The organism is Rhodovulum adriaticum (assembly GCF_004345735.1).
Classification (GTDB): domain Bacteria; phylum Pseudomonadota; class Alphaproteobacteria; order Rhodobacterales; family Rhodobacteraceae; genus Rhodovulum; species Rhodovulum adriaticum.
On sequence record NZ_SLXL01000021.1, the window covers coordinates 1 to 22,745 of the forward strand.

At 60.2% G+C, this 22,745-nt stretch carries 19 protein-coding genes and 2 pseudogenes; 4 read left to right on the top strand and 17 right to left on the bottom strand.

Features of this window, described 5'->3' with window-relative positions; genetic code table 11:
* Positions 1-183: 183 nt before the first annotated feature.
* The 5 genes from EV656_RS16645 to EV656_RS15935 are packed head-to-tail and all read right to left on the bottom strand — an operon-like array spanning position 184 to position 3,467.
* The gene (locus tag EV656_RS16645; RefSeq protein ID WP_165919026.1) at positions 184-351 is read right to left on the bottom strand and encodes a hypothetical protein; all 168 of its coding nucleotides are present in this window, start codon (positions 349-351) and stop codon (positions 184-186) included.
* 12 nt (positions 352-363) lie between these two features.
* Entirely contained in the window at positions 364-768 is a 405-nt protein-coding gene (locus tag EV656_RS15920) for a hypothetical protein (protein ID WP_132605699.1), read from the bottom strand.
* Positions 765-1,751, bottom strand: coding sequence for a PDDEXK-like family protein (locus tag EV656_RS15925; RefSeq protein WP_132605701.1), 987 nt, complete (start codon positions 1,749-1,751; stop codon positions 765-767). Before EV656_RS15925 ends, EV656_RS15920 begins: the two co-directional genes overlap by 4 nt.
* Before the next feature lie 50 nt (positions 1,752-1,801).
* A complete protein-coding gene (locus tag EV656_RS15930; protein ID WP_132605703.1) occupies positions 1,802-3,208 on the bottom strand; it encodes a hypothetical protein in 1,407 nt (468 codons plus the stop codon).
* A gap of 16 nt (positions 3,209-3,224) precedes the next feature.
* On the bottom strand, positions 3,225-3,467 hold the full coding sequence (locus EV656_RS15935) for a hypothetical protein (protein ID WP_132605705.1): 243 nt from the start codon (positions 3,465-3,467) through the stop codon (positions 3,225-3,227).
* 1,226 nt (positions 3,468-4,693) lie between these two features.
* Here EV656_RS15935 and EV656_RS15940 point away from each other — a divergent pair.
* On the top strand, positions 4,694-6,133 hold the full coding sequence (locus EV656_RS15940; protein WP_132605707.1) for a DUF6880 family protein: 1,440 nt from the start codon (positions 4,694-4,696) through the stop codon (positions 6,131-6,133).
* A 187-nt stretch (positions 6,134-6,320) separates the two neighbouring features.
* Here EV656_RS15940 and EV656_RS15945 read toward each other — a convergent pair whose 3' ends face one another.
* Positions 6,321-8,141 (bottom strand): SIR2 family protein, encoded by a 1,821-nt coding sequence (locus EV656_RS15945; RefSeq protein WP_200276774.1) that lies wholly within the window; start codon positions 8,139-8,141, stop codon positions 6,321-6,323.
* Positions 8,142-8,476: 335 nt separating this feature from the next.
* Here EV656_RS15945 and EV656_RS15950 point away from each other — a divergent pair, with 335 nt between their 5' ends.
* Positions 8,477-9,352 (top strand): endonuclease NucS domain-containing protein, encoded by an 876-nt coding sequence (locus tag EV656_RS15950; protein WP_132605709.1) that lies wholly within the window; start codon positions 8,477-8,479, stop codon positions 9,350-9,352.
* Between the two features lie 175 nt (positions 9,353-9,527).
* Here EV656_RS15950 and EV656_RS15955 read toward each other — a convergent pair whose 3' ends face one another.
* On the bottom strand, positions 9,528-10,781 hold the full coding sequence (locus EV656_RS15955; RefSeq protein ID WP_132605711.1) for a hypothetical protein: 1,254 nt from the start codon (positions 10,779-10,781) through the stop codon (positions 9,528-9,530).
* Between the two features lie 143 nt (positions 10,782-10,924).
* Here EV656_RS15955 and EV656_RS15960 point away from each other — a divergent pair, with 143 nt between their 5' ends.
* Both EV656_RS15960 and EV656_RS15965 read left to right on the top strand, forming a co-directional pair.
* Positions 10,925-11,365, top strand: a complete 441-nt coding sequence (locus EV656_RS15960) for a hypothetical protein (protein WP_132605713.1) — start codon at positions 10,925-10,927, stop codon at positions 11,363-11,365.
* 582 nt (positions 11,366-11,947) lie between these two features.
* Positions 11,948-13,642 carry a DUF262 domain-containing protein gene (locus EV656_RS15965; RefSeq protein ID WP_132605715.1) on the top strand — a complete coding sequence of 565 codons (1,695 nt, stop codon included), beginning with the start codon at positions 11,948-11,950 and terminating at the stop codon, positions 13,640-13,642.
* Positions 13,643-13,850: 208 nt separating this feature from the next.
* Here the strand turns inward: EV656_RS15965 and EV656_RS15970 are convergent.
* From EV656_RS15970 to EV656_RS16000, 10 genes and pseudogenes are all read right to left on the bottom strand, one after another.
* A pseudogene (locus EV656_RS15970) lies at positions 13,851-15,291 on the bottom strand (IS1182 family transposase).
* Between the two features lie 163 nt (positions 15,292-15,454).
* Positions 15,455-17,803 carry a hypothetical protein gene (locus tag EV656_RS15975; protein WP_132605717.1) on the bottom strand — a complete coding sequence of 783 codons (2,349 nt, stop codon included), beginning with the start codon at positions 17,801-17,803 and terminating at the stop codon, positions 15,455-15,457.
* 257 nt (positions 17,804-18,060) lie between these two features.
* The gene (locus tag EV656_RS15980; RefSeq protein ID WP_132605719.1) at positions 18,061-18,264 is read right to left on the bottom strand and encodes a hypothetical protein; all 204 of its coding nucleotides are present in this window, start codon (positions 18,262-18,264) and stop codon (positions 18,061-18,063) included.
* A 114-nt stretch (positions 18,265-18,378) separates the two neighbouring features.
* The gene (locus EV656_RS15985) at positions 18,379-19,005 is read right to left on the bottom strand and encodes an RES family NAD+ phosphorylase (RefSeq protein ID WP_132605721.1); all 627 of its coding nucleotides are present in this window, start codon (positions 19,003-19,005) and stop codon (positions 18,379-18,381) included.
* Entirely contained in the window at positions 19,005-19,664 is a 660-nt protein-coding gene (locus EV656_RS15990; RefSeq protein WP_132605723.1) for a hypothetical protein, read from the bottom strand. Before EV656_RS15990 ends, EV656_RS15985 begins: the two co-directional genes overlap by 1 nt.
* Positions 19,665-20,327: 663 nt before the next feature.
* Positions 20,328-20,723 (bottom strand): patatin-like phospholipase domain-containing protein, encoded by a 396-nt coding sequence (locus tag EV656_RS16650; protein ID WP_243695717.1) that lies wholly within the window; start codon positions 20,721-20,723, stop codon positions 20,328-20,330.
* Positions 20,724-20,771: 48 nt separating this feature from the next.
* Positions 20,772-20,816 (bottom strand): annotated as a pseudogene (locus EV656_RS16975) (hypothetical protein); the annotation flags it as partial.
* A gap of 2 nt (positions 20,817-20,818) precedes the next feature.
* Positions 20,819-21,139, bottom strand: a complete 321-nt coding sequence (locus tag EV656_RS16655) for a hypothetical protein (protein ID WP_425057192.1) — start codon at positions 21,137-21,139, stop codon at positions 20,819-20,821.
* A 183-nt stretch (positions 21,140-21,322) separates the two neighbouring features.
* A complete protein-coding gene (locus tag EV656_RS16905) occupies positions 21,323-21,454 on the bottom strand; it encodes a hypothetical protein (protein ID WP_274610557.1) in 132 nt (43 codons plus the stop codon).
* Between the two features lie 108 nt (positions 21,455-21,562).
* Positions 21,563-21,946 (bottom strand): hypothetical protein, encoded by a 384-nt coding sequence (locus tag EV656_RS16000; protein ID WP_132605727.1) that lies wholly within the window; start codon positions 21,944-21,946, stop codon positions 21,563-21,565.
* Positions 21,947-22,745: the final 799 nt, after the last annotated feature.

Genomic DNA, 22,745 nt, shown 5'->3' on the forward strand with positions numbered 1-22,745 from the left:
CGCAGTTCGGACGGATAGGCGGGGGTGAATCTCTGCTTCGTCATAGGGCTCATCCTTTGAGTGTTTTACTCTCCGGTAAACCCGGGGCGGTTCACCTGACCGAAGCCAAACAATCGAGGAGCGGCATCAAACCGCGACAGGTCCAGAGGGACCAGCGGGGGGGGGGGCAGGTCACCGTTCGTCTCAGCCGGGCGCTCCGATCGCTAGCCAGATCACGATGCTGACGAGGAATGCGAAAAGCAGGAAAGCCGACCATGCCATCATCAAGCTCAACACCCGGCCGACGCCTGGGTGGATCAGGAGCGCAGCCCCGATGACGACAAGCACGAAGATGGCGAGGAAAGACCACATGCGCCGTTTGCTTCAATCCGATGGGTCTGATCCCGTCTTCAAGAGCGCAGCGAAGGCGTTGTCGACAGCATGGCGGGCGTCGTCGACGTGACGGAACTGCTCCGGAAGGGGCTGACCCAGTACCTCGGCGAGATAGACGTCGCCATTCGAATGTCGGTGCGTCTCCATGCGCTGCACGACACCGACCCGCTGGCCTTCAGACATGAGGTACCGCGGATCGCCCTGCGCGCCGCTTGTCCAGCCGGATTTCGGCGGCGCCTCCCTTCGAAGGAATTCCTCGTCGATCGCGTTTATGAAGTGCTGGATTTCTTTGTCGTTCGGCGCGACTTTGCGCCGCTCGATGCCCTTGATCCGCATGCTTGCGAGTTGGGGCCTGCTACGATCGGGGAGTCCCGCGATCAGTCTTTCGATGATCATGACTTCCGCTCCCGTGCCTTCACATGCCAGCTTGCCATGTCGGCACCTGTGTCGTTCCACCACGTCTGAAGGCGCCCGAGCGCCTGCAGACCTTCCCGTACGGCCTCGCGCTGAGCTTCGAACGGCGCCTGGGTGTCGAGCCGTGGCGTATCCATGACGATGCCCAGTGACCGGCCTGCTGGACGCAGATAGGCGCCGATTGCAGTCAAGCTGTCGGGGGCGGGTGCGCATCCGGCGAGCCTTCCCCAACCGCCGATCATCAGCTTTGCCGAAGCAGACGGCGCGTTCGAATCCCACGCCTGCAGGGAGATCCGCGGCAGTGGAACGCCCGGATGATCGCTAAGCATTCGCTTCGCCTCGAAGTAGAAGGTGCGCGACGCCGTGGGACGGGTGTCGCCGCCATTCGGATTGCGCTTAAGGACGAGCCGGGGGAACTCGCTCCGCACCAACTCTTCGAAATGGTAGAAGAACTGGCCGGAAAGCGCGTTGGGGACCGGCTCGTAGGGTGTTTCCGCTTGCAGGATCGCTGCTCTGAGGAGCCGTTCCTCCGAACCTCCGAGGCCCTCGGCAAGCGTCTCGTAGGCCACTCTCCCGTGGAACGCGGCGGCATGGCGCGAGCCGGAGAGATAGAGCAGTGGTGCGACAAGCACCGCGAAAGCCGGAACACCCTCGGCGAGGAGCGCACTGACGGACCCGCGGTAGCGCTCCGGCTGCGGCTCGCCTTCACCGGTAACGCTCCAGCCCGCATCGACCTTGTTCTCGACGAGGAGGTGTAGGCCGTTTCGCAGGACAATCTCGAGGTCGATCGTACCCGTACTCCCGCGATGACGTGTTTGGCGGGCAATGCTGCGAACGGGAGCGCGCAGATCGTCGGGTATGGCAGCGGCGAGGAAGCGCCCGACTGCTGAAGAATTATGCCGCAGGAGCCGCTCGATGAGAGCGTCGATTTCCGCCTCGCGGATACGTCTAGGGATCTCGTTCATCTTCAGAAGTCCTGTTTCACTGTCTGGAAGTGGCGACGCCAACCATGACGTCAGTTTTCGGAGGGTCGGGTTCGTTTGGTGCGAGTTCGCCAGCGTGCCTGAGCGGCGGCTTCCGCAGCGCGCACGCGCGCTTCGAAATCGAAACGGTACCGCTCGAAGTCGTCGATAAGCCTTTGGCACTCTTCAATCAGCGCGGTCTCAAGAGCGCCTTGCAGCAATTCGACTTGGAGTGCTGCACCCGGTGTGCCCTCACCGAAGCGCACCGGCGGAAGGTTGGCTCGGTACTCGCCCAACAACCGCTCGCTCACCTCATATTGGTGGCTCTCGTCGCCGAATATCTCGCGCAAGAGCGCCGGACTCACATCCCTCCATGCAAAATAGGAATGCTCGTAGGAAAACTCGTCGGACCACTCGATACTAGGCCTGTATTCTGGCTCCGGAGAATTTCGGTATTGCACGCTACCGTCGTCAAATGGCGACAAATACAGGTTATTTAGGGCGATCTCCACGCCGTCTCTTCGTGCGACCCTAATGATATCCGAGCCATCAGTGTACGGATTGTCGAAAGTAACGAGGCTGTTGTTCTCGTCCAAAGCATCAAGAACGGTACGGAACTCGAGAAGCGGTCCTATGCGGCTCAGGCCGTTTACTGGTCCGAGGGCCAGACGGATTTCAAGCCAAAGGCGGAAGGTCACGGGGATCTCGGTACCATCGGTCGCTGAAAGCGCGCCCGAAACAGGATCGGCTTGCAATCGACGGGCGAGAAACGTCGATGGTACCGGCGGGATCTCATCTGAGCAGATCACGTTGTCCGCAAGCCCTTCTTTGAGCTCAAACAACGACGAATTGGTCCATTCGTTCGCGAAGGCCCCCTTGCGAACGTCGTAGCGAACCTCGAAAATCCCTGCGACCCTACGCCAGTAGTCTGGGAGATTTACATCTGAGATCACCGCCTCAGCCATCTGGTGGATTTGCTCCGCCAGCATCGTCCAGCTCCGGTTCTCCCAGTCGTCGATGATCTCGATGTCGGAGCCGTAGCTGCACCCCTCGAAAAGGCGGCAAAGGATCAGGTCGTCGGCTTCGCCCCGATGGTTCGCGATTACCTTCGCGAACTCAAAATACTTGTCCGGTTTTTTGGCGATCCTGCCGCGCCGCTTGTCGTTGGCGTCGTTCGGGAGGGTGTAGGTGTCGAGGCGCTTGGTAGAATCCGTGTCGCCATTCCCCCCAAGACCGGCTTCTCGGGCGACGATGCAGCGCTTCACGCTGAACTCCGACTCCAATTCGCCCAGGAGACGATGCGTATTTGCGGCAGCGCGAAGTTGATCATCCTGGTTGAAGACCACCTTGTTCGCCAGCGCTCTGCGCAGTCGCTCTGCCCGCCGTGCCTTGCCTTCGAGGCCGTCGGTCTTGTTGATCGGCTTCGATCTGGCTGTCGGAAGATGATAGACGTTGGTCATTCTAGAGGTCTCCTGCTCAGTTCTGGCCGCGGTAACGTCGGGCAATGCTTCCGCCGGGATCCTGAAACGCGGTGACGACCTGATTTCTGGTGTCGCTCCAGATTACGGTGAGCCGGGCAAGGCGATCGACATGCTGCCGATCGATACCGTCCAGGTCTCGGGATAGAGCAGAACGGCGACTGAGGCGCAGCGCTCGACAGCCGTCTCCGATCTCTCGGTCCACGTCGTGATGGGTCACGAGTGCATCGATCAACGCCATTCGTATACCCCTCTGCTGGCACCGCGTTTCGCCATGGAAGGACAGTTGAGGCCGAGAATTGCGGGTCATGTGCATCTCCTTGCGTGGATGCCACAAACCTACGAGCACTCGGGTCGGTCTGCCTTCCGAACATCGGAATTAGACGGACAGAAGATTCGGAATTGACTGTGACTAGATTTCGGAAGTTTCGGGGCGCCTTTTTCGGAAAGCTGCGATTTGCCTCGCGGGCAGTAGTGCTCCTGCTTGCCGGCTCGTCGCGCGCCTGTCCCAACCCCCCGGTGGTCCCAACCCTGTCCCAACCCTGCCCCAACCTCCCGAGGAGGTTGGGGACACGAAAAGCCGTTCAAAAACAACGGCGTCCCCAACCTAACCCTGTGGTCCCAACCTTTTGCTACACATTCATGTGGGAGAACAAAAAAGGTCGGGAGCATGTTCTTCTATACGAAAAGAGAAGGACCCCGTTGGGGACACCGAGGTTGGGACCAAATCCGGTCAAGTCATTGGAGTAAAGAAATAAAGGGCTGCCCCACCCCCCTCGAAGGTTGGGACCACGCGTTCGGAGGTTGGGACCGGGACGGGCAGCGCGTCGATCTTCGCCGGCCGTGACCTGCCCCTTTTTTCAGGGCCACTCTTAAGTCGACGCGACCGCCAGTCGCTCAGCGCTGCCGCAAGACAGGTCGTCGCCATGGTGGGCGCCGTTCTGTGCGATCCTGTCTTGTTGGGCTTTCCAGTTGCCGATTTCAGCGTCGCGGCGTTTCCTTTGAAAATGGCACGAGCGCCACCGCGCTCGTGGTCGTCTCCCGTCGGTGGCCGGGACGTCGAAGACCGCCAAGGACAGCCTTCTTTGACAGACGTCATGGGAACTCGTCCGGGATGCACCTTGTCGCTTCTGCTCAAGCGGGTTCCACCACCTTCGGGGAATGATCAGGTCCCCGCAGCGCGCTGCGTTTTCGGTGGCGGGCAACAATGGTCACGAGCGTCCAGTCGTGCTGGGTTTCGCACTGCCTCCTTTCTCTTCGCTCATCGTACGGTCCCCAACGGCATTTTCATGCCCGTCCGTCATATGGAGGATATGGAACGATTGAATTCAGCCGGAAAAGCTTTCTCGTCATGAATCCACGGTTCATCCATCCGGACCTTGCGAAACCGCCCCCATTCCGTCCGCCGGGCTTGCAAGACCACCGCCACCTGCGGCATCACCGACCACAGAGACGGGGGCGGCCACATTGGCGAAAAAGACGCTTAACAGGGAAAACCTAGCGGCCCTCGGCGCCGAGGCGCTGGCCGATCTGTTGCTGGAGGTGACACGGGGCAACCGCGCCCTTCAGCAGCGTCTGCGGCTGGAACTGAGCGCGCGCGCCGGGCCCATGGATGTCGCCCGGGACATCCGCAAGCGGTTTGCCCAGCTCCGACGGGCAAGCGGGTTCATCTCGTGGCAAAAGCAGAAGGCCTTTGCCCGGGAATTGTCCGATCTCGTCGATCTGATCACCACCCGGATCGCCCCCGATGCCCCGGGAGAGGCGTTCGAGCTGCTCTGGGCCTTTCTCCTGCTTGCCCCGAACATCCACGAGCGCACCGATGACAGCAACGGGGTGATCGGCGGCGTCATGGATGATGCCATGGCGGCAATCGGCGATCTGGCCCCGCGCCTCGATCTCGACCCCGAGGGGCTGGCGGATCGTGTGTTCGAGGCGCTGCAGGACAACGGGTACGGCGAATTCGACGGCGCAATTCCGGCGCTGGCCGAAGCGCTCGGGCCCTCTGGGCTGGAGCGGTTGAAGACGCTGGCGAAAGCCGCCGAGGCCGCGCCGCTGACCGACGCCGATCTGGCCCGATACGATTTCGTCACGGATGAGGCGCGCCGCAGCAGCCTGGCGCTGGAGGGGCGCAATCGAACCGCGTCCATGATCCTGCAGGACGTGGCCGACCTGCAGGGCGATGTCGATGCCTACATGGCCCGCTACAGCCCCGAGCAGCTGACCTATCACACGATCGCGCCCGATGTCGCCGCGCGCCTTCTGGCCGCCGACCGCGCGGAAGAGGCGCTTCGGATCGTCGAAAACGCGCGCGCCCGAAACCGCGGGCATGATCCCTGGTTCGGTCCGTCACCGCTCGATGCGGCCTATGCCGACTGCCTGGCGGCCCTTGGCCGCGATACCGCGTTGCAGGCCTTCCTGTGGGAGGATTTCTGCCAGACCCTGAATGCCGACAGCCTGCGGCGCCACTTCAAGGCGCTACCGGATTTCGAGGATATCGAGGCCGAAGACCGCGCCAAGGCGGTTGCCCGGTCCCATGCCGACTGGATGCTGGCGCTGTGTTTCTTCCTCGATTGGCCCGACCATGCCGAAGCCGCAGGGCTGATCGAGGCGCGGGCCGCCGATCTGGATGGCGACCGATACGAGGTGCTGGCCCCGGCCGCCGATGCCCTGCAGGCCGAGCATCCGCTGGCCGCCACCCTCGCTCGCCGGGCGATGATCCTTTTCGCCCTCGAGAAGGGCCGCTCGAAACGCTACGGCCATGCGGCACGGCACCTGATGGAATGCGCAGCCGCCGACCAGGACATCTGCGATTATCAAGGACACCCGGACCATGCGGCGTTCCTGGAAGCACTGCGCCGAGACCATCCCAGAAAGGCGAGTTTCTGGAGCAGGGTTGGGCAAGAGTAACATCCAGGTCACAAGCGCCCCCGCAACTGGCCAGAGGTGCGCGCAAGATGGGCGGGAAACAGACCTTCGCCGCGTTTCGTATGAAAGTCTGCTATGGTTCTTCGACCAACCAGGCATTCGTATCACGACACTCCATCGGGTAATACGCACACTCTAAGCGTTCAGGTGCCCGCCAGAACCGGATCGGTCAGAACTCCATCCTACTCGCAAGCCGCCGATAGTTTTCGACTGCCTTTTGGAGAAACTCTTCATCACCCTTGGCAAACCCAGCCTCCAAGATTTCCCGCTTTGTCGCATCGTTTAGAAAGTCCTCGAGGATTTGCTGGCGCATGTCATGGTGCCAACCACTGCGGCCAACCGGACACCATATCCAGCCGTTGCGCGGCTCTTCGGCTAAGGCAGCATCAAGCTCGTCTTTCTCGGCACACTCCAGATGCGTCAAGCTGCCGAGGATTTCCCAGCTTTCATATAATCGCTCAAAATCCGGCAGCACGCCAACGAAGGACTTGCTCCACGCGGCAAACAGATCGCACAAATGGTCACTGAGAGCAGTCTTGCGATCATCGAGGCCTTCCAGTTGCTTCCAGTAGTCGTTGTTGCCGCCTTCCCAAGCCCACAGGAACAGGCGCTGGACAGCGCGCTTGGTTTCAGGGTCATGGCGTTTGTTGACCGGCAGGCTGAACAGCCGGTGCAGCTCCCGCCACCGCCCGGCTCTGACAAGGCCCAAGCCATAGCCGGTCATTGCCAGCACAGCCGGATAGGTTCTGATTACAAGCCAGACTTTCAGCCCCGCACCCTCACGGTCGGCATGGGCGCATAGGCCTTTGATCACGTCACCGATCAGTGAAAATTCACTGCCATCGCCCCATCGACCGAGAACGCCTGCCATACGCGCCAGCGGCTCGGCGAACGACTCGTAAAGGGCAATGCGGCGCTGGAACTCATCCGCGCTGAACTGTCCCTGCGGCGCGAGTCCCGCTGCCTCGATTTTTTCGATGAGGTTCCGGGTCTCGGTTGTGAAGAGCTCATCGAGCTGAATGCGCTGTTCCGGTTTGGCGAGATAGCGTTTGGCCGCATTAACCAGAAGATCAACGCTGACAGGATTCTGGCGGTGCGTTCGCGCCAGTGTCTCCACACGCTGCTCCAGCCCTGTAAAGAAGCGGTCGGCATCATCAATGGGGATGATGCGCGCATCACGGTGATCGGCAATCTCCTGCGCCCCGTCGCCAAGTCTACCGCCGCGTGTTGCCCAGAAGAGCGGATAGCGCCTTGCCGGAGCGCGCAAGATTGATGCGCGCAGCGCATGATCCCACTCACCGGACCAGCCGCAAACGACAAGACCGTGTTCATCGATGATCCGGTCCAGCAGCCCATCATATTCCGGAGGGTATGCCGTGAGCTCTTCGTCAGTATTTAGAATTCGGGCGTCTTTGTAGTCGCCGTGGAGTTTGAACAAATAGCAGCTTGTATGGGTTAGCGGCTCCGCACCCTGCAGCGCGTCTACTGATGCGACAACCGTGGGCTCAATCCCCTGCTCCCGCAGCGCATTTTCCAGGAGGCGATCAAAGTTGGTAGTGATGATGACGCGGATATAACCTTCGCGCACAAGCCGGGCTATGGCGTGATGCGCGCGGGTCGGAAGCTTGCGACCTTCCTCCCGGTCATCGTCATCCGGCTCGATGTAACTGTGCAGGATGGAACGCCTCTCATCACGGGAAAGGCCGAGTTCGCCAACAAGCTCGGAATAACTCGGGTCCTTGTCGGTGGTTTCCTGATACCAGGCCTGCCAGTCGTCCTGATCTTCGACGCCTTGGGCTGCGGCAACGCGGCGAACAAGATCAAGCGTGATCTCCCAGCCAGTCGGAATATCAGCGGCGCGAGAAAGCCCGGAGCCGACAAGCAAGGCATAGACACCCTTGTTCTCGTAGACCGAGAAAGCGAGCTGTGTCAGGGGATCGCCGGAGAGTAATGACATCGAAACCTCATAATTTCCTTTTTGGGCAGTCATCTAATGATGCCACGGTATGATCCAAGATCTTCAACTGTGCGGCGCACCTTTGGAGTCGTTCTTGATACACCGATTCCGACCAGCCAGTTTGTGTCCTGCCGAGCACCCGAACTCCTTTGGGATCGGACATTGGCAGTGTGGGGGCGAATGTCCAGTTAGGGCCGTTCCTCGCCGCTGCGAGGTGCCGGCGATCGGGGTATGCTGCGACGCAACAGAGGTCGGCTCCGAGCCCAAATTGACTGATGCTGCAATCGGTGCGAACGTCCGGCTCCACAGCGTGAACTAAAAATGATCGAAATCAAACGGGGCTTTTGCCCAAACACCAGTGAGGCCTTGTGAGTGGACTCGAGTTGCCAAATGAAATCATTTTGGAAGAGATTGAGGACGGGCTATTGGTGCAGCAAGGTGGAGAGGCCTACGTTGCACGCAATTGGTGCTTGTCTGTACCGGTCGTTGAGCTCGTCAAAGTGGCGATTGAGGCGGGTCTATGTTGGATGATCCGCAACGACCATCCGCGCCGTAATGCGCGCTGGCCGAACCGGCGTGGCGTCGTATATCTGGCGTTCTCGCCGTCTGAACATCAGCAATGGTCTATGGCTATAGACACGATCCGACCGAAGAGCGGTGATTTCGGGCATGGGGTGTTCAATGGGAAGTATCACGAACAGTTCATAACGCGCGGGCTGCCATTCACGTTTGAAAAGCGCAACAAGGGGGCGGGGCATCTTGTTGTCGCCCGCGAGCATGTTTTGCCAACCCTTAGTGCCTTGTGCGATTTTGACCATAGGGTTCTCGATCTTGGCCGAGTCGAGCGCAACCACTCTGGATTTGCGACAGAATACGAAATTCAGGGAGCGATCTTGAAGCATTGGGGAGAAACACCATTCGCCACAAGCCACGTCATTGTGCAGGATGAGTACCCTGTAGATGGCGGACTAAATTCCCGCCGGATTGATGTGCTGGCGAAAGATCCGAGATCGGGCGACTGGCTGGTGATCGAGATCAAACGGGCTGAGGCAAATTTGGATGCTGTGCGGCAGGTCGAGGAATACCTTTTAGCTCTTGGTCAGAAAGACGAATTTGCGTTCGGAAAACTGGAAGGTGCGCTCATTGCGGAACGCATATCGGTAGCGGTTCGAGACGCCGCTCTGCATGCAGGTATTGCTGCTTATGAGATCGAATGGCCTGTTGTGCTACGAAGAGTGGCCTAGCTGCCTGAACACTGCGGAGCGGTCGTTCGCGCAGCAGCAGCGAAAGTTCGCTCCGTCCCGCACTCCAGCCGCTCGCCTCCCGCCAAGAATGCGTATGCAGCGAATGGCTGGAATGACGGGCCGCGCCGCGGCGGAGCGAGGCGGTGGTCAATGGCTGGAACGGGCCGTCCTTACCTCAGATGCCAACATCGCGGGCGCCAGTCTCGAGGTCCGCAAGTGTCGAGCAAAGGCGTTGGGTCAAGAGATCGTTCTGGTTTTTCCGTTGCGCAAGGCGGTGCAGTTCTCCGAGGGCCCAGGCCGATCGGTCGATACGTCGGCTGGCCGCAATGAGGTGTGACACCGCCTCGTCGATATCGAGCGGGCTTGTCTCGAACCCACGATCGGCGAGCAGATGGGTGATGGCGTGCAGCGCCACCTGCGCGGCAAAGGCGGGCTCCTTCTCGGTGAAATCCCGCGCGGCGCGGAGAAGGGTCGCAGGGGCTGCCTCGAAATCCGCGGCGCAGTCGAGGGCGATATCCAGATATCCGGCCGTCTTGGCCGCGGCGAACCATTTGCCCTTCCGCCCATGCAGCGCAATCAGGTCTTCCAGGACCGCGCGGCCATCGCGCTCGGGGTAGCGTTTCACCAGATCGCGCCACATGGCGAGCCAGGTGTTGCCGGTGGCGGAGGGCAGGCCGAAGCGGCGATAGGCCTCGTCCGGCTTGCCCTGCCAGACGAGGATGTCCTCACAGAATCGCGCGATGTCACCATGGCCCCAAGGCTGTCGATCGCCCGCCAACAGCGCCTCGGCGCGGGCCAGCGCTTCGTCTTCACGCCCCTGACGCCGCAAGGCTTCGGCCCCGAACTTTTCATCGAACCACAGCCGCGTCTTCTTCACGGCGAGAAGCGCCAGCAGATCGTCATATCTCCCGGCCTCGAGCAGGCAGGAGAGCGTGAGGGTGGCGGTCGGGATGTGGGAATAGCGCGCGTGATCCGACCACGCAAAGTGGATCAGATCGAGGTCGCGGTCCGCATGCGCGTTCATCAGTGCCGGAAAGGTGGCGATTTCGCCGAACCGGTCTGCGACCGGGGCGAGATAGTCCACGCCATCGTCGAGGATCGCAGTGCGCAGCCGTTCGAGCCATTTGGCGCGGGTCTTCTCATCGGCGGGGGCATCAATCAGGACCGGCAGAAGCTTGTCGAGGGTCCGGCGCACCGCCGTGCCGAGGGCGCCGGAGGACGTGTCGATCTGCTCGAAGGCAGGCCAGATCCGTTCGGCCAGCACAACCACGCCTTCGGCCGCGGTGACCGGGTCGGTGCGGCGCAGCGCCATGATCTCCGCGCTCGCCGATTTCAGGCGCTCCGCGGCCTTCGCCGAGCCGCGCCAGCCAAAGGCGCCCGCGCGCATGCCGGGCCGGAACGCCCATTTGTGGGTTGGCTTGCGCGCCATGTGACACCTCCTCTGCCGCGTCCCCAGCATGGCACGGGGAAAGATGGGGATGAAGACCCGACCTTTCCGGCATCCGCCCCCCGGCGCGGCTTGACCTCAAGGGCCCCGTCGCGTTGATGGGGTCAGCAAAACCGGGGGGCCTCATGAGCGATGACAGGGATATCCGCGAAAAGCTGGCAAAGCTCGAGGCGCTGTTCGCGCGCGGTGCGACCGCGGGGGAACGGGCAGCGGCGGGCGCAGCGCGCGACCGCTTGCAGGCAAAGCTTTCGTTGGATGCCAACGATGGCGGCGAGCCCGAGATCGAATTGCAATACTCCCTGCCGGATGTCTGGTCGGTTCGTATCTTCGTGGCGCTGTGCCGCAAGCACGGGATCCGTCCCTACCGCTACCCACGTCAACGGCGGACAACGGTGATGGTCCGGGTGCGCCAGGCGAGTTTCGAGCGCACGGTGGCCGAAGAGTTCCGAACCCTGCACCGGGAACTCACCGCCTATTTTAACGAAACGGTGGAGCATCTGATCGCCGATATGATGAAATCGGATGGCAATGACGAGATGCTGGAACAGCCTCAGTTGCCGGGCTGAGGAGCGGTTCCCCAGCACGTCGTGCTGTACTGCTGCAGCCGGCAGACAGGCAGCTTCAGGCGAAAGCCGCGACGCGACCGAATGGCTGGAATGCGCAGAAAGCGACCATGGTGGACCGGGTGGTGTGGATCAGGCGAAAACGCCAGGTCGGCCCACTCCTGCCATTGACACCGCCTCGCTCCGCCGCGGTGCGGCCCGTCATTCCAGCCATTCGCTGCGCCTGCGAAATCACGCAGCCGACACACCGCACATCGCGGGGCATTGCTAATACCTGACACAAACCATCAGATGTCGTAGGCCAGCCCTTATTCGCCGTTCGCCCTGGAGCAGCCGGCAGAGGCATCTTCGACCGGGGGGGGCGGAAACCAGTCATTCGCTGCGCCATGCGCAGAGGTCAGCAATGCGCAGAGAGCGGGCTTTGCAAAGTTCCGAGCCCGAGCGTGGCCCCATGGCAGTGACCGGCCCTCTGCTGGCTGCGATAGCCCGGTCTTGATTGAATAAGCTGACGGTTGCAGCCAAACGTTGCGAACACGAAAACTCGCCGATAGAGTATCGCTTACCAGCAACAGTAAGCAGCCGAAAATGAAAATTGAATCCCAAGACAAACGAATAGACGAGCTATTGAAGGGAAATATATTCCTCATTCCGCGCTTTCAGAGAGAATATTCGTGGGAGCCAGATCACATCACAGCCTTCTGGTTTGATATTATTGAGAACATGGCTGAGCCATATTTCATTGGGGCTATGGTCGTTTACAAGGTTGAGCGCTCAACTTTAGCTGTTGTGGACGGGCAACAACGCCTGACCACCATTACAATTCTGCTTTGCGCAATTCGCGAAGCGTTCAAAGATATTGGCCGCCCTGATTTGGCCGAAGGTCTGCAAGCTTATATTGAGCAAAAAGACCGCGAAAACAAGACAGTTTATATCCTGAAGACGGAGTCCTCTTTTCCATTTCTTCAAGAGGAAATTCTAAAAAGCGATGCCGCCGAGGTTCCCTTCAATATTGGAAGAGAAGAAGAAGCCATCCAGAAGGCCTATGAAATATTCAAATCAAACATAGCTGAAGAAGTATCTGGGTATCTTGAAAACAAAGAACAAACCGCAGACGACAATCAAAATGATGCGATTGCTTGGCTTTCTAAGCTACGCGATACTGTTTTCGACCTTAACTTGATACTTGTTACACTGGACAACGAAGATGATGCATACCTGATTTTTGAGACTCTGAACACGCGCGGCAAGGATTTAGCCTTGGCCGACCTACTTAGGAATCATTTCGCCAAACTCATTCGCCCAGCCAGCGAGGTCGATCAAGTCAAAGAGAAATGGTCAAAGGTTCATGACACAATCAAAAGCTCTCCAGTGCAGCTGGACGCTGACACCTTCATTGTTCATTCATGGCAGTCTCGTTACGATTTTGTCACGAAGGCAAAAGCCTTCCAGAAAGTGAAGGATCGAGTCAACAAAAAGAATGCAAAATCTCACCTTGACCGTTTTGTGTCCGATGCTGAACAGTGGCGATCTATTTTTGACACGGAATACCTCTGGACCAAATCTGAAAAAGAGGCAGCAAGGTCACTTAAAGCACTTCGAACTTTCAAAGTTGTTCAACCGGCGCCGGGTATTCTTTCTTTGGTTCGCGCCTACCGAGACAAGGTCATTAAGTACAAAACTCTGAGAAATGCGCTTTCGAACATAGAAAAGTTCCACTTCGCGTTTAATGCGGTTACCTCCTCTCGCTCCTCCGGCGGAATTTCGGGAATGTATTCTTCGTTTGGGCGTCAGATATTTGATTGCAGCAACAGCCGTGAAGCCGCGAATATAATTGCTGGTCTTGTCTCCAAATTACAAGAGCGAGAGGTTTCAGGGTCAGAGTTTGATGCTGGATTTGAGCAGGTAATCTTTACGAACAAACACTCATCTCAAAAGGCTCTCGTTCAATATATCCTTAGAAAGGTAGCGATTTTTGAGAGTCAGCCATTCATTGGGGAAACTGACGACCTTACGATCGAGCACCTTCTTCCACAATCTAGCTCTAAGTCAGATGAAGATCACTTAGTTTTGGGGCAAATCGGGAATCTCATTCTCGTTGACCAGAAAACAAATGAGATGCTTTCCACGAATAACTTCAAGGAAAAGAAGGGCATCTTGGAAAGCAGGGGGTACAAGCTGCCCGAACTGTTTGAAGGCGTTGAAAAGTTGAATGAAGAAGTTATCCGAGAAAACACTCAGCGAATCTCGAATCTGGCGCGGGAAGAGATATGGAAAGTTTAAGCTCAAAGAGTTTTGGCGAGGCAAGTACCAAGTTAAGATATCTTGCTCGCTCCGTTCAGTTTTCCTGGGTTCCATGCATCCGCCGCAGATGACAAAGAAGTCTGCTTCCGGCTGAGGCTGTTTGGAAACTGGAGGCTGGAGACCGAGGGGCGGCGGGTTTGTCGGGTTCGTCCTTGCTGACATCGCAAATGTAATTTGATTGGTCGCCTCAGCCCGGGATCGCGACTATCAGGCCGCGGATGCCGACCAGTGCCACCATCCGCTTGATGTTATAGGCGAGGATGTTCAGCGCCATCTCAGCGCGGACGTTCGTGATTCCTCTTGTCAGGAAATGCGTCGCACCCATCCAGCCTTTGATCGTGCCGAAGGGATGCTCAACAGTGCAGCGCCTCAGGGTCATCAGATCGTCGGGATCGTCCAGGCGGTCTCGCATCTCCTCGACCAGATGCTCGTGCTCCCAGCGTCGGATGCGGCGCTCCTTGCCGGTGGTGCAGCGGTTCCGGACCGGGCAATCGCCACAGTTTCCGGTCCAGTAACGGCGCATCTGCAACCCGTCTTCCTCCCTGGTGTAGCGGTAGGTCAGGTCTTCTCCCGCGGGGCAAGATGTAGACATCACGGTCGGCATCATATTCGAAATCTGCTTTCACGAACCTGCCCTTCGAGCGATTGCCCGAGGTCTCCGGCCGCGGCACGGTCACGGTGATATCGGCCTTGTGGGCCGCGAGGATCTCGGCGCTGCTGTAGTAGCCCTTGTCCGCAATCGCATGCAGGTCGTCCCGGCCAAGCGCGGCCTTTGCCGCCTTGGCCATCGGCCCCAGCTGGTCGCGGTCGAAGCCCTTGTTGGTGACCTCGTGCGCGACGATCAGGTGGGTCTCGGTGTCGACCGCGCTCTGAACATTGTAGCCGACCAGGCCACTCCGGCGGGCGCTGGTCGCCATGGCGCGGGCATCCGGATCGGTCAGGGAAATCTGGCCGTCCGGGGCATTGGCCAGGGCTGCATCCATCGCCTTGAGCCGCGCGATTTCTTGTCGGATGCGCCCGTAGCGCCTGGCGAGATTGGCCACCTTCGTGGCGCGGGCCTCACCGGCCTCCTGGCGGTCGATCCGCACCATCTCGTCGATGTAGCGGGCCACGTCGGCTTCCAGGTGCGTCAGATGGCTGGCGATCTTGTCCTTGGTGAAGTTGCGGTCGCGGCCGTTGACCGCCTTGAACTTGCTGCCGTCGATGGCGACGCAGGCCCCCTTCAAAGTACCGATCCGGCGGCAGAGCTCGATGAACCGCGCGCAGGTCCTGCCGATGGCGGCACTGTTGTCACGCCGGAAGTCGGCGATGGTCTTGTGATCCGGCACCAGCCGCCCGGTCAGCCACATCAGTTCGACGTTTCGTCCGGCCTCGCGTTCCAATCGGCGGCTGGAGGGGATGCGGTTCAAGTAGCCGTAGATGAAGAGCTTGAGAAGAACCGCGGGATGATACCCGGGCCGTCCTGTCCGCGCGGGCGCATGTCGGGCGAATCCAAGCCCGGCCAGATCAAGTTCGTCGACAAAGACGTCCACAACTCGAACCAGGTGATCCTCGCCGATCCAGTCCTCCAGCCGCTCCGGAAAGAGCGTTGTCTGCTCCCTGTCGATCCCTTCGATGAAACCCGACATGCTTGCCCCCGTCTGCCTCGCAGAAAGGCTAACATGCCAAGGAGTTTCCACACAGCCTCGGCTGTGAGCGGCCATCCGGAACAAGCGGTGCGAATGTCCGGAGAGGGCCGTAAACGCCGGGCCGGAACGGACGAAATCGGCTATCTCTCGCTACAACTGACCGCTAATCGCCTTCACGTTCCTCCGGTCGCGGGCGATTGAACCAACGCCTACTCAGTCGTGGTCGTAGCAGGTCGCCGACGGGGCGCCCCGCTTCGATCATGGCAGCCTTCAGGCCTGGCTTCCGGGCAAATGTCTGTTCGACTTCGTGAATCCGCGACAGAACAGCAGCATCTGCGGGCGCAATTTCGCGCGCGATGAACAGCAACTTGATTGCATCGACCTCGGCCTTCGGGCGAGACGTGATGAGACCCGCACGGTCTTCCAGGGCGGCGATCAAATCATCCTGGGCCCGCCGCGCCATCCAAGCATAGATTTCAGATCTCGACGCATTCCTCGCAAATGTGCCAGTTCTTTCTTCCAGCCGGGCGACGCGGTGCTCCAAGGCCGTAATGATACTCCCATGGAGGCCTTCTGCGGCTCGTTGGAGGTCCAAGCTCCAATTTGCCATGAGCTTTTTCTGGGCGTAACCCTTCAGGGTGTTGTTCCCAAGGAGAGCTGCGGCGCCGATCGCTGGACCAAGGATGAGCGCACCGGCGGGACCGATCGCAACCAGGCCAAACCAAGCCCCGGCATTGCCGCCTGCGAAGACGAGCATGCCGCGCGAGGCGCCATCAAGAATGAGCCAGGCAGGCAGGTCAGAGACAGGGACTCTCCCTCTGGCGACCTCGATGCCACCGCGAAGAACGCCCACGGAAAGCGCGAATTGCAGGATGTCCGGGTCAGCCAGGTCGGCAGCATGACCGAGTGTCTCTGCAATCTGCTGTTCGATCATGGTAATCTCGAAGTCGGGAAGGGTCGTCACCAGATGCGCCCATGGCGCACCGCTTGCCATGGCCTTCTCGGCAAGGGCGGCATTGGCGATCACCGGGATATCCGGGTATTTCTCGAAATGCTCGGTCAGGTTCGATAGCGCCGTCCCGCATTTAACCTGGACCGGCATCCCGTCGACGATGAGGTCAAGACCGGGTGTATTGCTCGCCTCGGCAAGGCGGACGTCGTGACCGTCGGCGATCAGCTTGTCCATGACCAGCCGCTCGGCCGTGTAGCCTCGCAGCGACCATCCAGCGCCCGCGGTCATGAAGTCAGCGGCATTACAGGCAAAGGCCATGGGATCACCGATATCCTCGGAGCGAGAGAAATCGGCCGCTTTCATGACGTTGAGGTCGAGCGCCGCGGCATGCCAGAGCATTTCGCCGGCGGTCAGGCCCAATGCGACGACCGCATCCGGGAAATCAGTGGTCATCTTCTTCGAAGACCAAGGCTCCGGAGGCCGTCCTGCTGGTGCCGGAAGTGGCCCTGCCAGGCGACCTGTGATCTCGGCAACGCATCGGCGCATGTCTGCGCGATCCTTCGCGGGCATCCAATCGAAGGAACCGGTCGGTTCCCGGTCCAGCTTGCGCATGTCTGCGAGGAATTGATCCAGACCGGTTGTGCTGCGCTGCGTACCTTGTGCCGCCATAAGCACCCCGAGACGGGCAGCCATCTGGCTGCGCACTACCCGCGACCCACGCCCCATCCCAAGCCATCCAAGCGAAGCAATGCCCACGAAGACAGTCACGGGGTTGATGAGTGTCGCCAGAAGCGAGACCAGGGTGGGGCCACTGACCAGAGGGATGATCGCGCTGAGCTGTGCGGCCAGGATGTAGGGCAAGAAACCGGCATTGGCGACGACCGCCGCCCCGCCGACCCAAACGCCGCCAGCCGCAAGTGCATTGCGCGCTCGGGCCTGCCCTTGCCGTAGGGCCTCAGCAATTTCGGGATCGGCTTCCTGCGCAGCGGCCTCGACAACCTCGTCGTTCGAGAGGAGCGCCAGCATCTCCTCGGCCACGATCTGGGGGAATGGCAGAGGCGGCTCCGCGACGACGGCAGCTTTCGCCGACTTCCAGTAGTCAGCGGCCTCACCACCGACCAGTTCGCCAATACCACCGTCAGACTCCTTCCGATGGGCCCTCCGGTGGCGGGCGCGGATCGAGGGCGTCAGTCTCTCGGAGGCGCGAACAGCAAAGGCGGAAGCCGATCGAGTGGCGGACTTCCCCGACAGGGACGGGATAACCGAAGGCAAAGCCACGGCCTCTGTCAGCCTCGACCAGAGGCGGAAGCGCAGGGCGGCATCCGAGGCAGACGACCCCGCAAGGTCATTCTGAGCAGCCTGCAGGCGTTCGGCGGCAGCATCCGCTGCGAGACCGAGCTTGGCGCCAATGCCCTCGACAGCCCCCTTCGCGAGAAAAAGGCCGTCGACGCATTCAAGGAGAGCGATGATCTGGCACATCTCGGCCCGCTCGAGAACACCAAGACCCGACAGGATATCGATGGGGCGAACAATAGGTGGTGCGGCAGGATCAACGGTCATGCTGCGGACATTGCACATCATCGGACGATACTGCAATTGGCCCCGGCATGTTCAAAGCTGAGTGCTTTTTAGAGAACATCAAGGTCTGCTGCCGCTGTTCTGCATCGCAGCGCCGTGGGTCCTAATGGATGGCGGCATTGGGCCGACCGGGCCCTTGCAGCATACCGCGGGAAAGCAGCTGCGCAATCGCGCGAAAGTCCAAGATTCGACTTGCTTGCGCCGCCGCGCACGCGCTTTGAACGGTGTCGTCGATCGGATCACGATGCGCCAGAAAGCCGCGCCCGGATCCGCTGCAGCATCTCGAGTCGTTCATGTGCGCTCACCGGAGTCCAAGGATCGAGGAAATAGACGTAACGTCCAAGTATCAACTCGACCTTGTGTCCGAGCCTCCTAAGGGCGGATTCGCCTTCATCCGGTGCCCAGGCACACAGATACAGGCGATCCGTCATCATGTTCTGCACGGGGTCTCCCTCGCCGAGGTGGCACGGAATGACGGTCTCGTAGAGCGGGTCACCTTCCACAGCGAGGAGAGCGGCTTCTGCGTGCTGCGGGTGTCCCTGGTCCGGTCCTCGCGGCTATCGCGCGATGAAGGAACCGCAACGGGCGGCGGTCTCATTCAGCTCGTCGAGCAGGGTCGGGTCGGTCGCTACCAGCCGGACCGACTCCACGGAAAAATCCGCCGGATCCAGCCGATCCCCGAAGAGCAGCATGGCGCGTGCCGCGCTGTCGCGGACCGAAGACCAGACGATCCCGTCCGCGTCCGGATTGTCCCGCCACGCCATTTCGGCCAGGCCCCGACAGAACGGGTAGACGCTCTCATGAGCCTGAAACATCTCTTCAGGGGGGATGCCGAGGCGGCGCAGCTCCGGCGTGAAGAGGCCCACGAGCCGGAGCGTCCTCTCAGGGGCGATGACGCTCACGCCACGGTCCTCGAGAAGCTGCCGACGATAGCCGCCATACTTCGACGGCGGATCGCGGAACATGGTCTCATAGGCCGCCCCGTCAAAGGTCGTAGCCGCATAGAAGGTCGGGATGCACGCCCCGGCTTGGGTCCGGAGCGGGGCGAACCGCGTCGCCCCGCCCCGACAGGGGTTGAACGTGGCCCCGCTTAAGTCGCGATGATGGTTCCGGAACAACCGCGTCCCGGGATCGACGGGGAAGAGGCTCGCCGGCCGGACGCTGGCGGGAAGAGCGAGCGGCATCAGCCGATGATCTCCGAGGCCTCGTTTCGCGCCGCGTCAACAGCCTGCTCGTCGCCGCGCCGAATCGCGTCGAGCGGAAGACCGCCATCGAGCGCCGAAGATGGTGAGACCAGCCAGAACGCCGTCTGCCAGGGCGTCATATCGTCCGGCAGGGCGTCTAGGACGCGCTTCATCAGCGGGTAAGGCCTGCCGCCCTCATCGAACTGGAAGGCCGGATAGACGGTCCTTTGTCCCACGGGCAGCCCCAGGATCCGGTTGGCCTTGCGCCATACCGCGGCCGTCTGCGAGGGGTTGCTCCCCTTGTTACCGGAGATTTCATGAACCCTTGCCGAGTCGATGACTGCGAACTCGTCCAGAAACTCCTTCCGCTTCTCCGCGTTCCGCAGGTCGATCCGGGCCTCCGCCGCAGCGCGCGGATCGAGGGCGACGAGAGAGTCGAGGATTGCGTTGATGCGGTCCTCGCTAAGGTCGCGCAAGCGGTTCGGGGCCTGCTTTTGCAGGAGCCCGACGAGCTTTATGGCAGCCGCTTGGATCGCCGGGTTCGTAAAGCTCACCAGAAGCGCCTGCCGCTCTTCCCCGTGCTCCAGACGACTCATGGCCAGATCGAGCGGCATGGACTGCGTGGTCTTCTCGTCGATAAACTGCAAGTCGTGGGTCATGTTCATCTCCTCTGCGATCCGCAGGTAAGATAGATTAGATATGTATATGGCATCATATTATATCTATTTCAAGCCGGACCCGTTCCCGACCGAGATCACCGGCCCCGTCTGGGTCCGATTTTCGCCACGGGCGGTCCGGGTCATGGAGGCGCATTTCGGACATGGTCAACAGAATATCCGAATACTGTTAACGGGGAATCCCCCCGAGCAGGTCCCCTGCCCTGCTGATCTGCCGGTCCGGGCGACCAGGTGGGGTCAGATGCTTAACACTATTGACAATAGTGTTAAGCAGTTTGCTCTCGGCCCACTCCTGCCATTGACACCGCCTCGCTCCGCCGCGGTGCGGCCCGTCATTCCAGCCATTCGCTGCGCCTGCGAAATCACGCAGCCGACACACCGCACATCGCGGGGCATTGCGAATACCTGACACAAACCATCAGATGTCGTAGGCCAGCCCTTATTCGCCGTTCGCCCTGGAGCAGCCGGCAGAGGCATCTTCGACCGGGGCGGCGGAAAGCTGGCTTTCGCTGCGATCACGATGAATGGCGGCTTCCAGAACCAAAGTAGGAACTGGTTGACCGCGAGAGGGTGGCACCAGCCCCCCCCTCGCTCCACGCAGCTATAGGCAGAAAAATGATGCCAAAATCTACGCCGCGAGTACTACTATTTCCGCTTGCCATGATAGAAAGGCGCTTGAAACCGCTTAGCATCGAAAAACGCTTCAAGGCGTTCAGCGTTTTCTTCAACCAACCTCTTCGCTTGCGCTGGCAGCTCGCGACTCGCCCGCACAAAATCATCTAAACCGATTGGTTCAAGCGTCGGGGCGGATGTCAGACGAAGCATGCGGTCTCGCCCGATCAAAAGTCCGGCCTGCCCGAGGGCGTTCTGGCTTTGCAGGTGCATCGCGCTCTCGATGATTGTTCTCCAGTGGAACATACCGCCGCGCTTGATTTGGTCGTCAGTCATACGAAGGTCTTGATCGCCACAGCCAAGGCTCAGGATTTCGATTTTGTGCCTGTCGACGTTGAAACAACTCATGGCATCCACCAGCGCCACCATGACGGGGTTGTTCGCCCAAACACCGCCATCGGCAAAGTGCCGGGTGCCGTTTCGATAGGTCGAAAAGAATGTCGGCGCAGCGGACGTCGCCAATGCTACCGTGACCAGTTCTTCCTGCCAGTCGAGGCGGAAGTCAGGGTGGTGCGGGGTCTTGAGGACGTTGACCTCGTTGAACCCATCGAAGGCGGGAAGACGCTTTTCAACGCGCGCATGTAGCGCCCGTCCTCGCCGCCGATCAGCGCGGCCTCGGCGGCCCGCCCGATCTGCATCGGGCCGCCATCCGAGGGCAGGAACACCGCCGTGGGCAGGGTATCGGCGTCCGCCTCGATCGGCAGGCGGTGGACCTTGCCCTCGACGAGAAGGGCCGCGGCGGAATTCGAGGTGCCGAAATCCAGGGCAAGCGCGGGCGCGGTCATGGGACATGTCCTTGTAAGGGCCGGGTGGGTCGGCTACCGGAACGCCGCCTGCGCCGCAAGGACGGGGTCCGGAAATCGGCAAAAGGCTCAGGCACCGCGCGTTTCACCACAGCTCTCACGCGCCTGTCCCGGGCCGATCATGCTGGCTGTTTTCGGAAGCCGAACGCGTGAAAGACCCTACCGCTACGGTGTATCGGTGGCAGCTTTGCGCTTCGAAACGACCATCCCGCGTTTTTCGGCCCAGGTGTCAAATACTTGTTCCAGATCTGCGATCTTCGCGAGGTCCTCCACCTGCCGATTCAGTCCGCCGATCATAGCGTTTTTCTCGCTCAGTTCCGCATCCTTCGCGACGAGGCTCTTTTCGATCTCTTCGATCCTGTCCAGTTGTGCGTCGCAAGACGCCTTCAGATTCGTGTTCTTTTCTTAGAGAAGCGCGATATAACGATGTGCGCTTTCGATCGGCTTCCGGCTTTCGTCCGTCAGCGTGCGATACGCCGTAGCCGCGGCGAGCAGAAACCGCTCCTCCTCATCAGAGGCGAATTCGGCAACCGTACCGCGCAGGACCTCGGGCAGTTCCGCAATCATCTGCGCGTTGCGCTGCCGCTCTCGACGATCGAGAACCGTTTGGATTTCGCTCTCCAGCGTTTCCTTGCGCGGTGTCGCCTTCACGCCCAGTTCGCTTTTCAGAATGCGCGTAATCGATTGAGCCGTCACGGCTTCCCGCAAAGCCTCGGCAATCTCAACCGCGGTTTCGACCTGCTCCGTCGAATACGACCGCTTCCTGCCGCCCTTGTTCTCGTCCACCATCCGAGTTCGCCCCTCTACCTTCCCGGTTTGTCATACGGTTTGTCAAACGCCTTTTGACAAACCCCTGGTTTCCTGACTGCCGGCCAGCAAGGGATTTGGGCCGGACAAGAATTACATTGGTCGGATTGACGACGACGGAAGTAAAAAAGAGTTCAGGCGCTGGTCTGAGGGCGCCTCCTCTTTCTTCGAACAGGAAAATCCAGCCCCCGCCACCTGTCGAAACGTGGGGATAGCTCTGAACGCTGTTCACCTCGGAAATTGAGCCCCGCCGGTACCAGGCACACCGGCATCCCCTCTCCGAGAAAAAACACCAAAGCGGCGCGGCAGCGGCCTTTCAATTCTTGTTCCTCTGTTTCTCTTCGTTTCTACCGTTTCCGGGAAAATTCCGCGAATGGTTACGGGCACTTACAGAGACCGGGACGCATGAAACCGGGGCTGGGACGCACGAGACCGGCGTTGGGACGCATGAAACCGGCAACGGGACGCACGAGACCGGACTCGGGACGCACGAAACCGCAAACGGGACGCACGAAACCGGCGAAGGGTCCGGTGAGACCGGAATGCTCCTCATCCTCAGCCTGATCTGCGCGCCGGGCTCAGAGCACGAAAATCACGCCATACCAATATGTTAAAAACGACCGGGCCTTGCCGACAGGCCTGTGCCACGCGCCAACACATCCCTCGCGAACCCTTTCATTTGCAAGGGTGTGAACCGCCCCGGGTTTACCGGAGAGTAAAACACTCAAAGGATGAGCCCTATGACGAAGCAGAGATTCACCCCCGCCTATCCGTCCGAACT

Excerpts from the sequence above, each read along its gene's own strand:
- EV656_RS15975 (WP_132605717.1), bottom strand. The coding sequence starts at position 17,803 with ATGACCGTTGATCCTGCCGCACCACCTATTGTTCGCCCCATCGATATC.
- EV656_RS15930 (WP_132605703.1), bottom strand. The coding sequence starts at position 3,208 with ATGACCAACGTCTATCATCTTCCGACAGCCAGATCGAAGCCGATCAAC.
- EV656_RS15920 (WP_132605699.1), bottom strand. The coding sequence starts at position 768 with ATGATCATCGAAAGACTGATCGCGGGACTCCCCGATCGTAGCAGGCCC.
- EV656_RS16655 (WP_425057192.1), bottom strand. The coding sequence starts at position 21,139 with ATGACCGCGCCCGCGCTTGCCCTGGATTTCGGCACCTCGAATTCCGCC.
- EV656_RS15955 (WP_132605711.1), bottom strand. The coding sequence starts at position 10,781 with ATGGCGCGCAAGCCAACCCACAAATGGGCGTTCCGGCCCGGCATGCGC.
- EV656_RS15960 (WP_132605713.1), top strand. The coding sequence starts at position 10,925 with ATGAGCGATGACAGGGATATCCGCGAAAAGCTGGCAAAGCTCGAGGCG.
- EV656_RS16000 (WP_132605727.1), bottom strand. The coding sequence starts at position 21,946 with ATGGTGGACGAGAACAAGGGCGGCAGGAAGCGGTCGTATTCGACGGAG.
- EV656_RS16650 (WP_243695717.1), bottom strand. The coding sequence starts at position 20,723 with ATGGTGGCGCTGGTGGATGCCATGAGTTGTTTCAACGTCGACAGGCAC.
- EV656_RS16645 (WP_165919026.1), bottom strand. The coding sequence starts at position 351 with ATGTGGTCTTTCCTCGCCATCTTCGTGCTTGTCGTCATCGGGGCTGCG.
- EV656_RS15985 (WP_132605721.1), bottom strand. The coding sequence starts at position 19,005 with ATGCCGCTCGCTCTTCCCGCCAGCGTCCGGCCGGCGAGCCTCTTCCCC.
- EV656_RS16905 (WP_274610557.1), bottom strand. The coding sequence starts at position 21,454 with ATGATCGGCGGACTGAATCGGCAGGTGGAGGACCTCGCGAAGATCGCA.
- EV656_RS15925 (WP_132605701.1), bottom strand. The coding sequence starts at position 1,751 with ATGAACGAGATCCCTAGACGTATCCGCGAGGCGGAAATCGACGCTCTC.
- EV656_RS15945 (WP_200276774.1), bottom strand. The coding sequence starts at position 8,141 with ATGACTGCCCAAAAAGGAAATTATGAGGTTTCGATGTCATTACTCTCC.
- EV656_RS15990 (WP_132605723.1), bottom strand. The coding sequence starts at position 19,664 with ATGACCCACGACTTGCAGTTTATCGACGAGAAGACCACGCAGTCCATG.
- EV656_RS15965 (WP_132605715.1), top strand. The coding sequence starts at position 11,948 with ATGAAAATTGAATCCCAAGACAAACGAATAGACGAGCTATTGAAGGGA.
- EV656_RS15935 (WP_132605705.1), bottom strand. The coding sequence starts at position 3,467 with ATGGCGTTGATCGATGCACTCGTGACCCATCACGACGTGGACCGAGAG.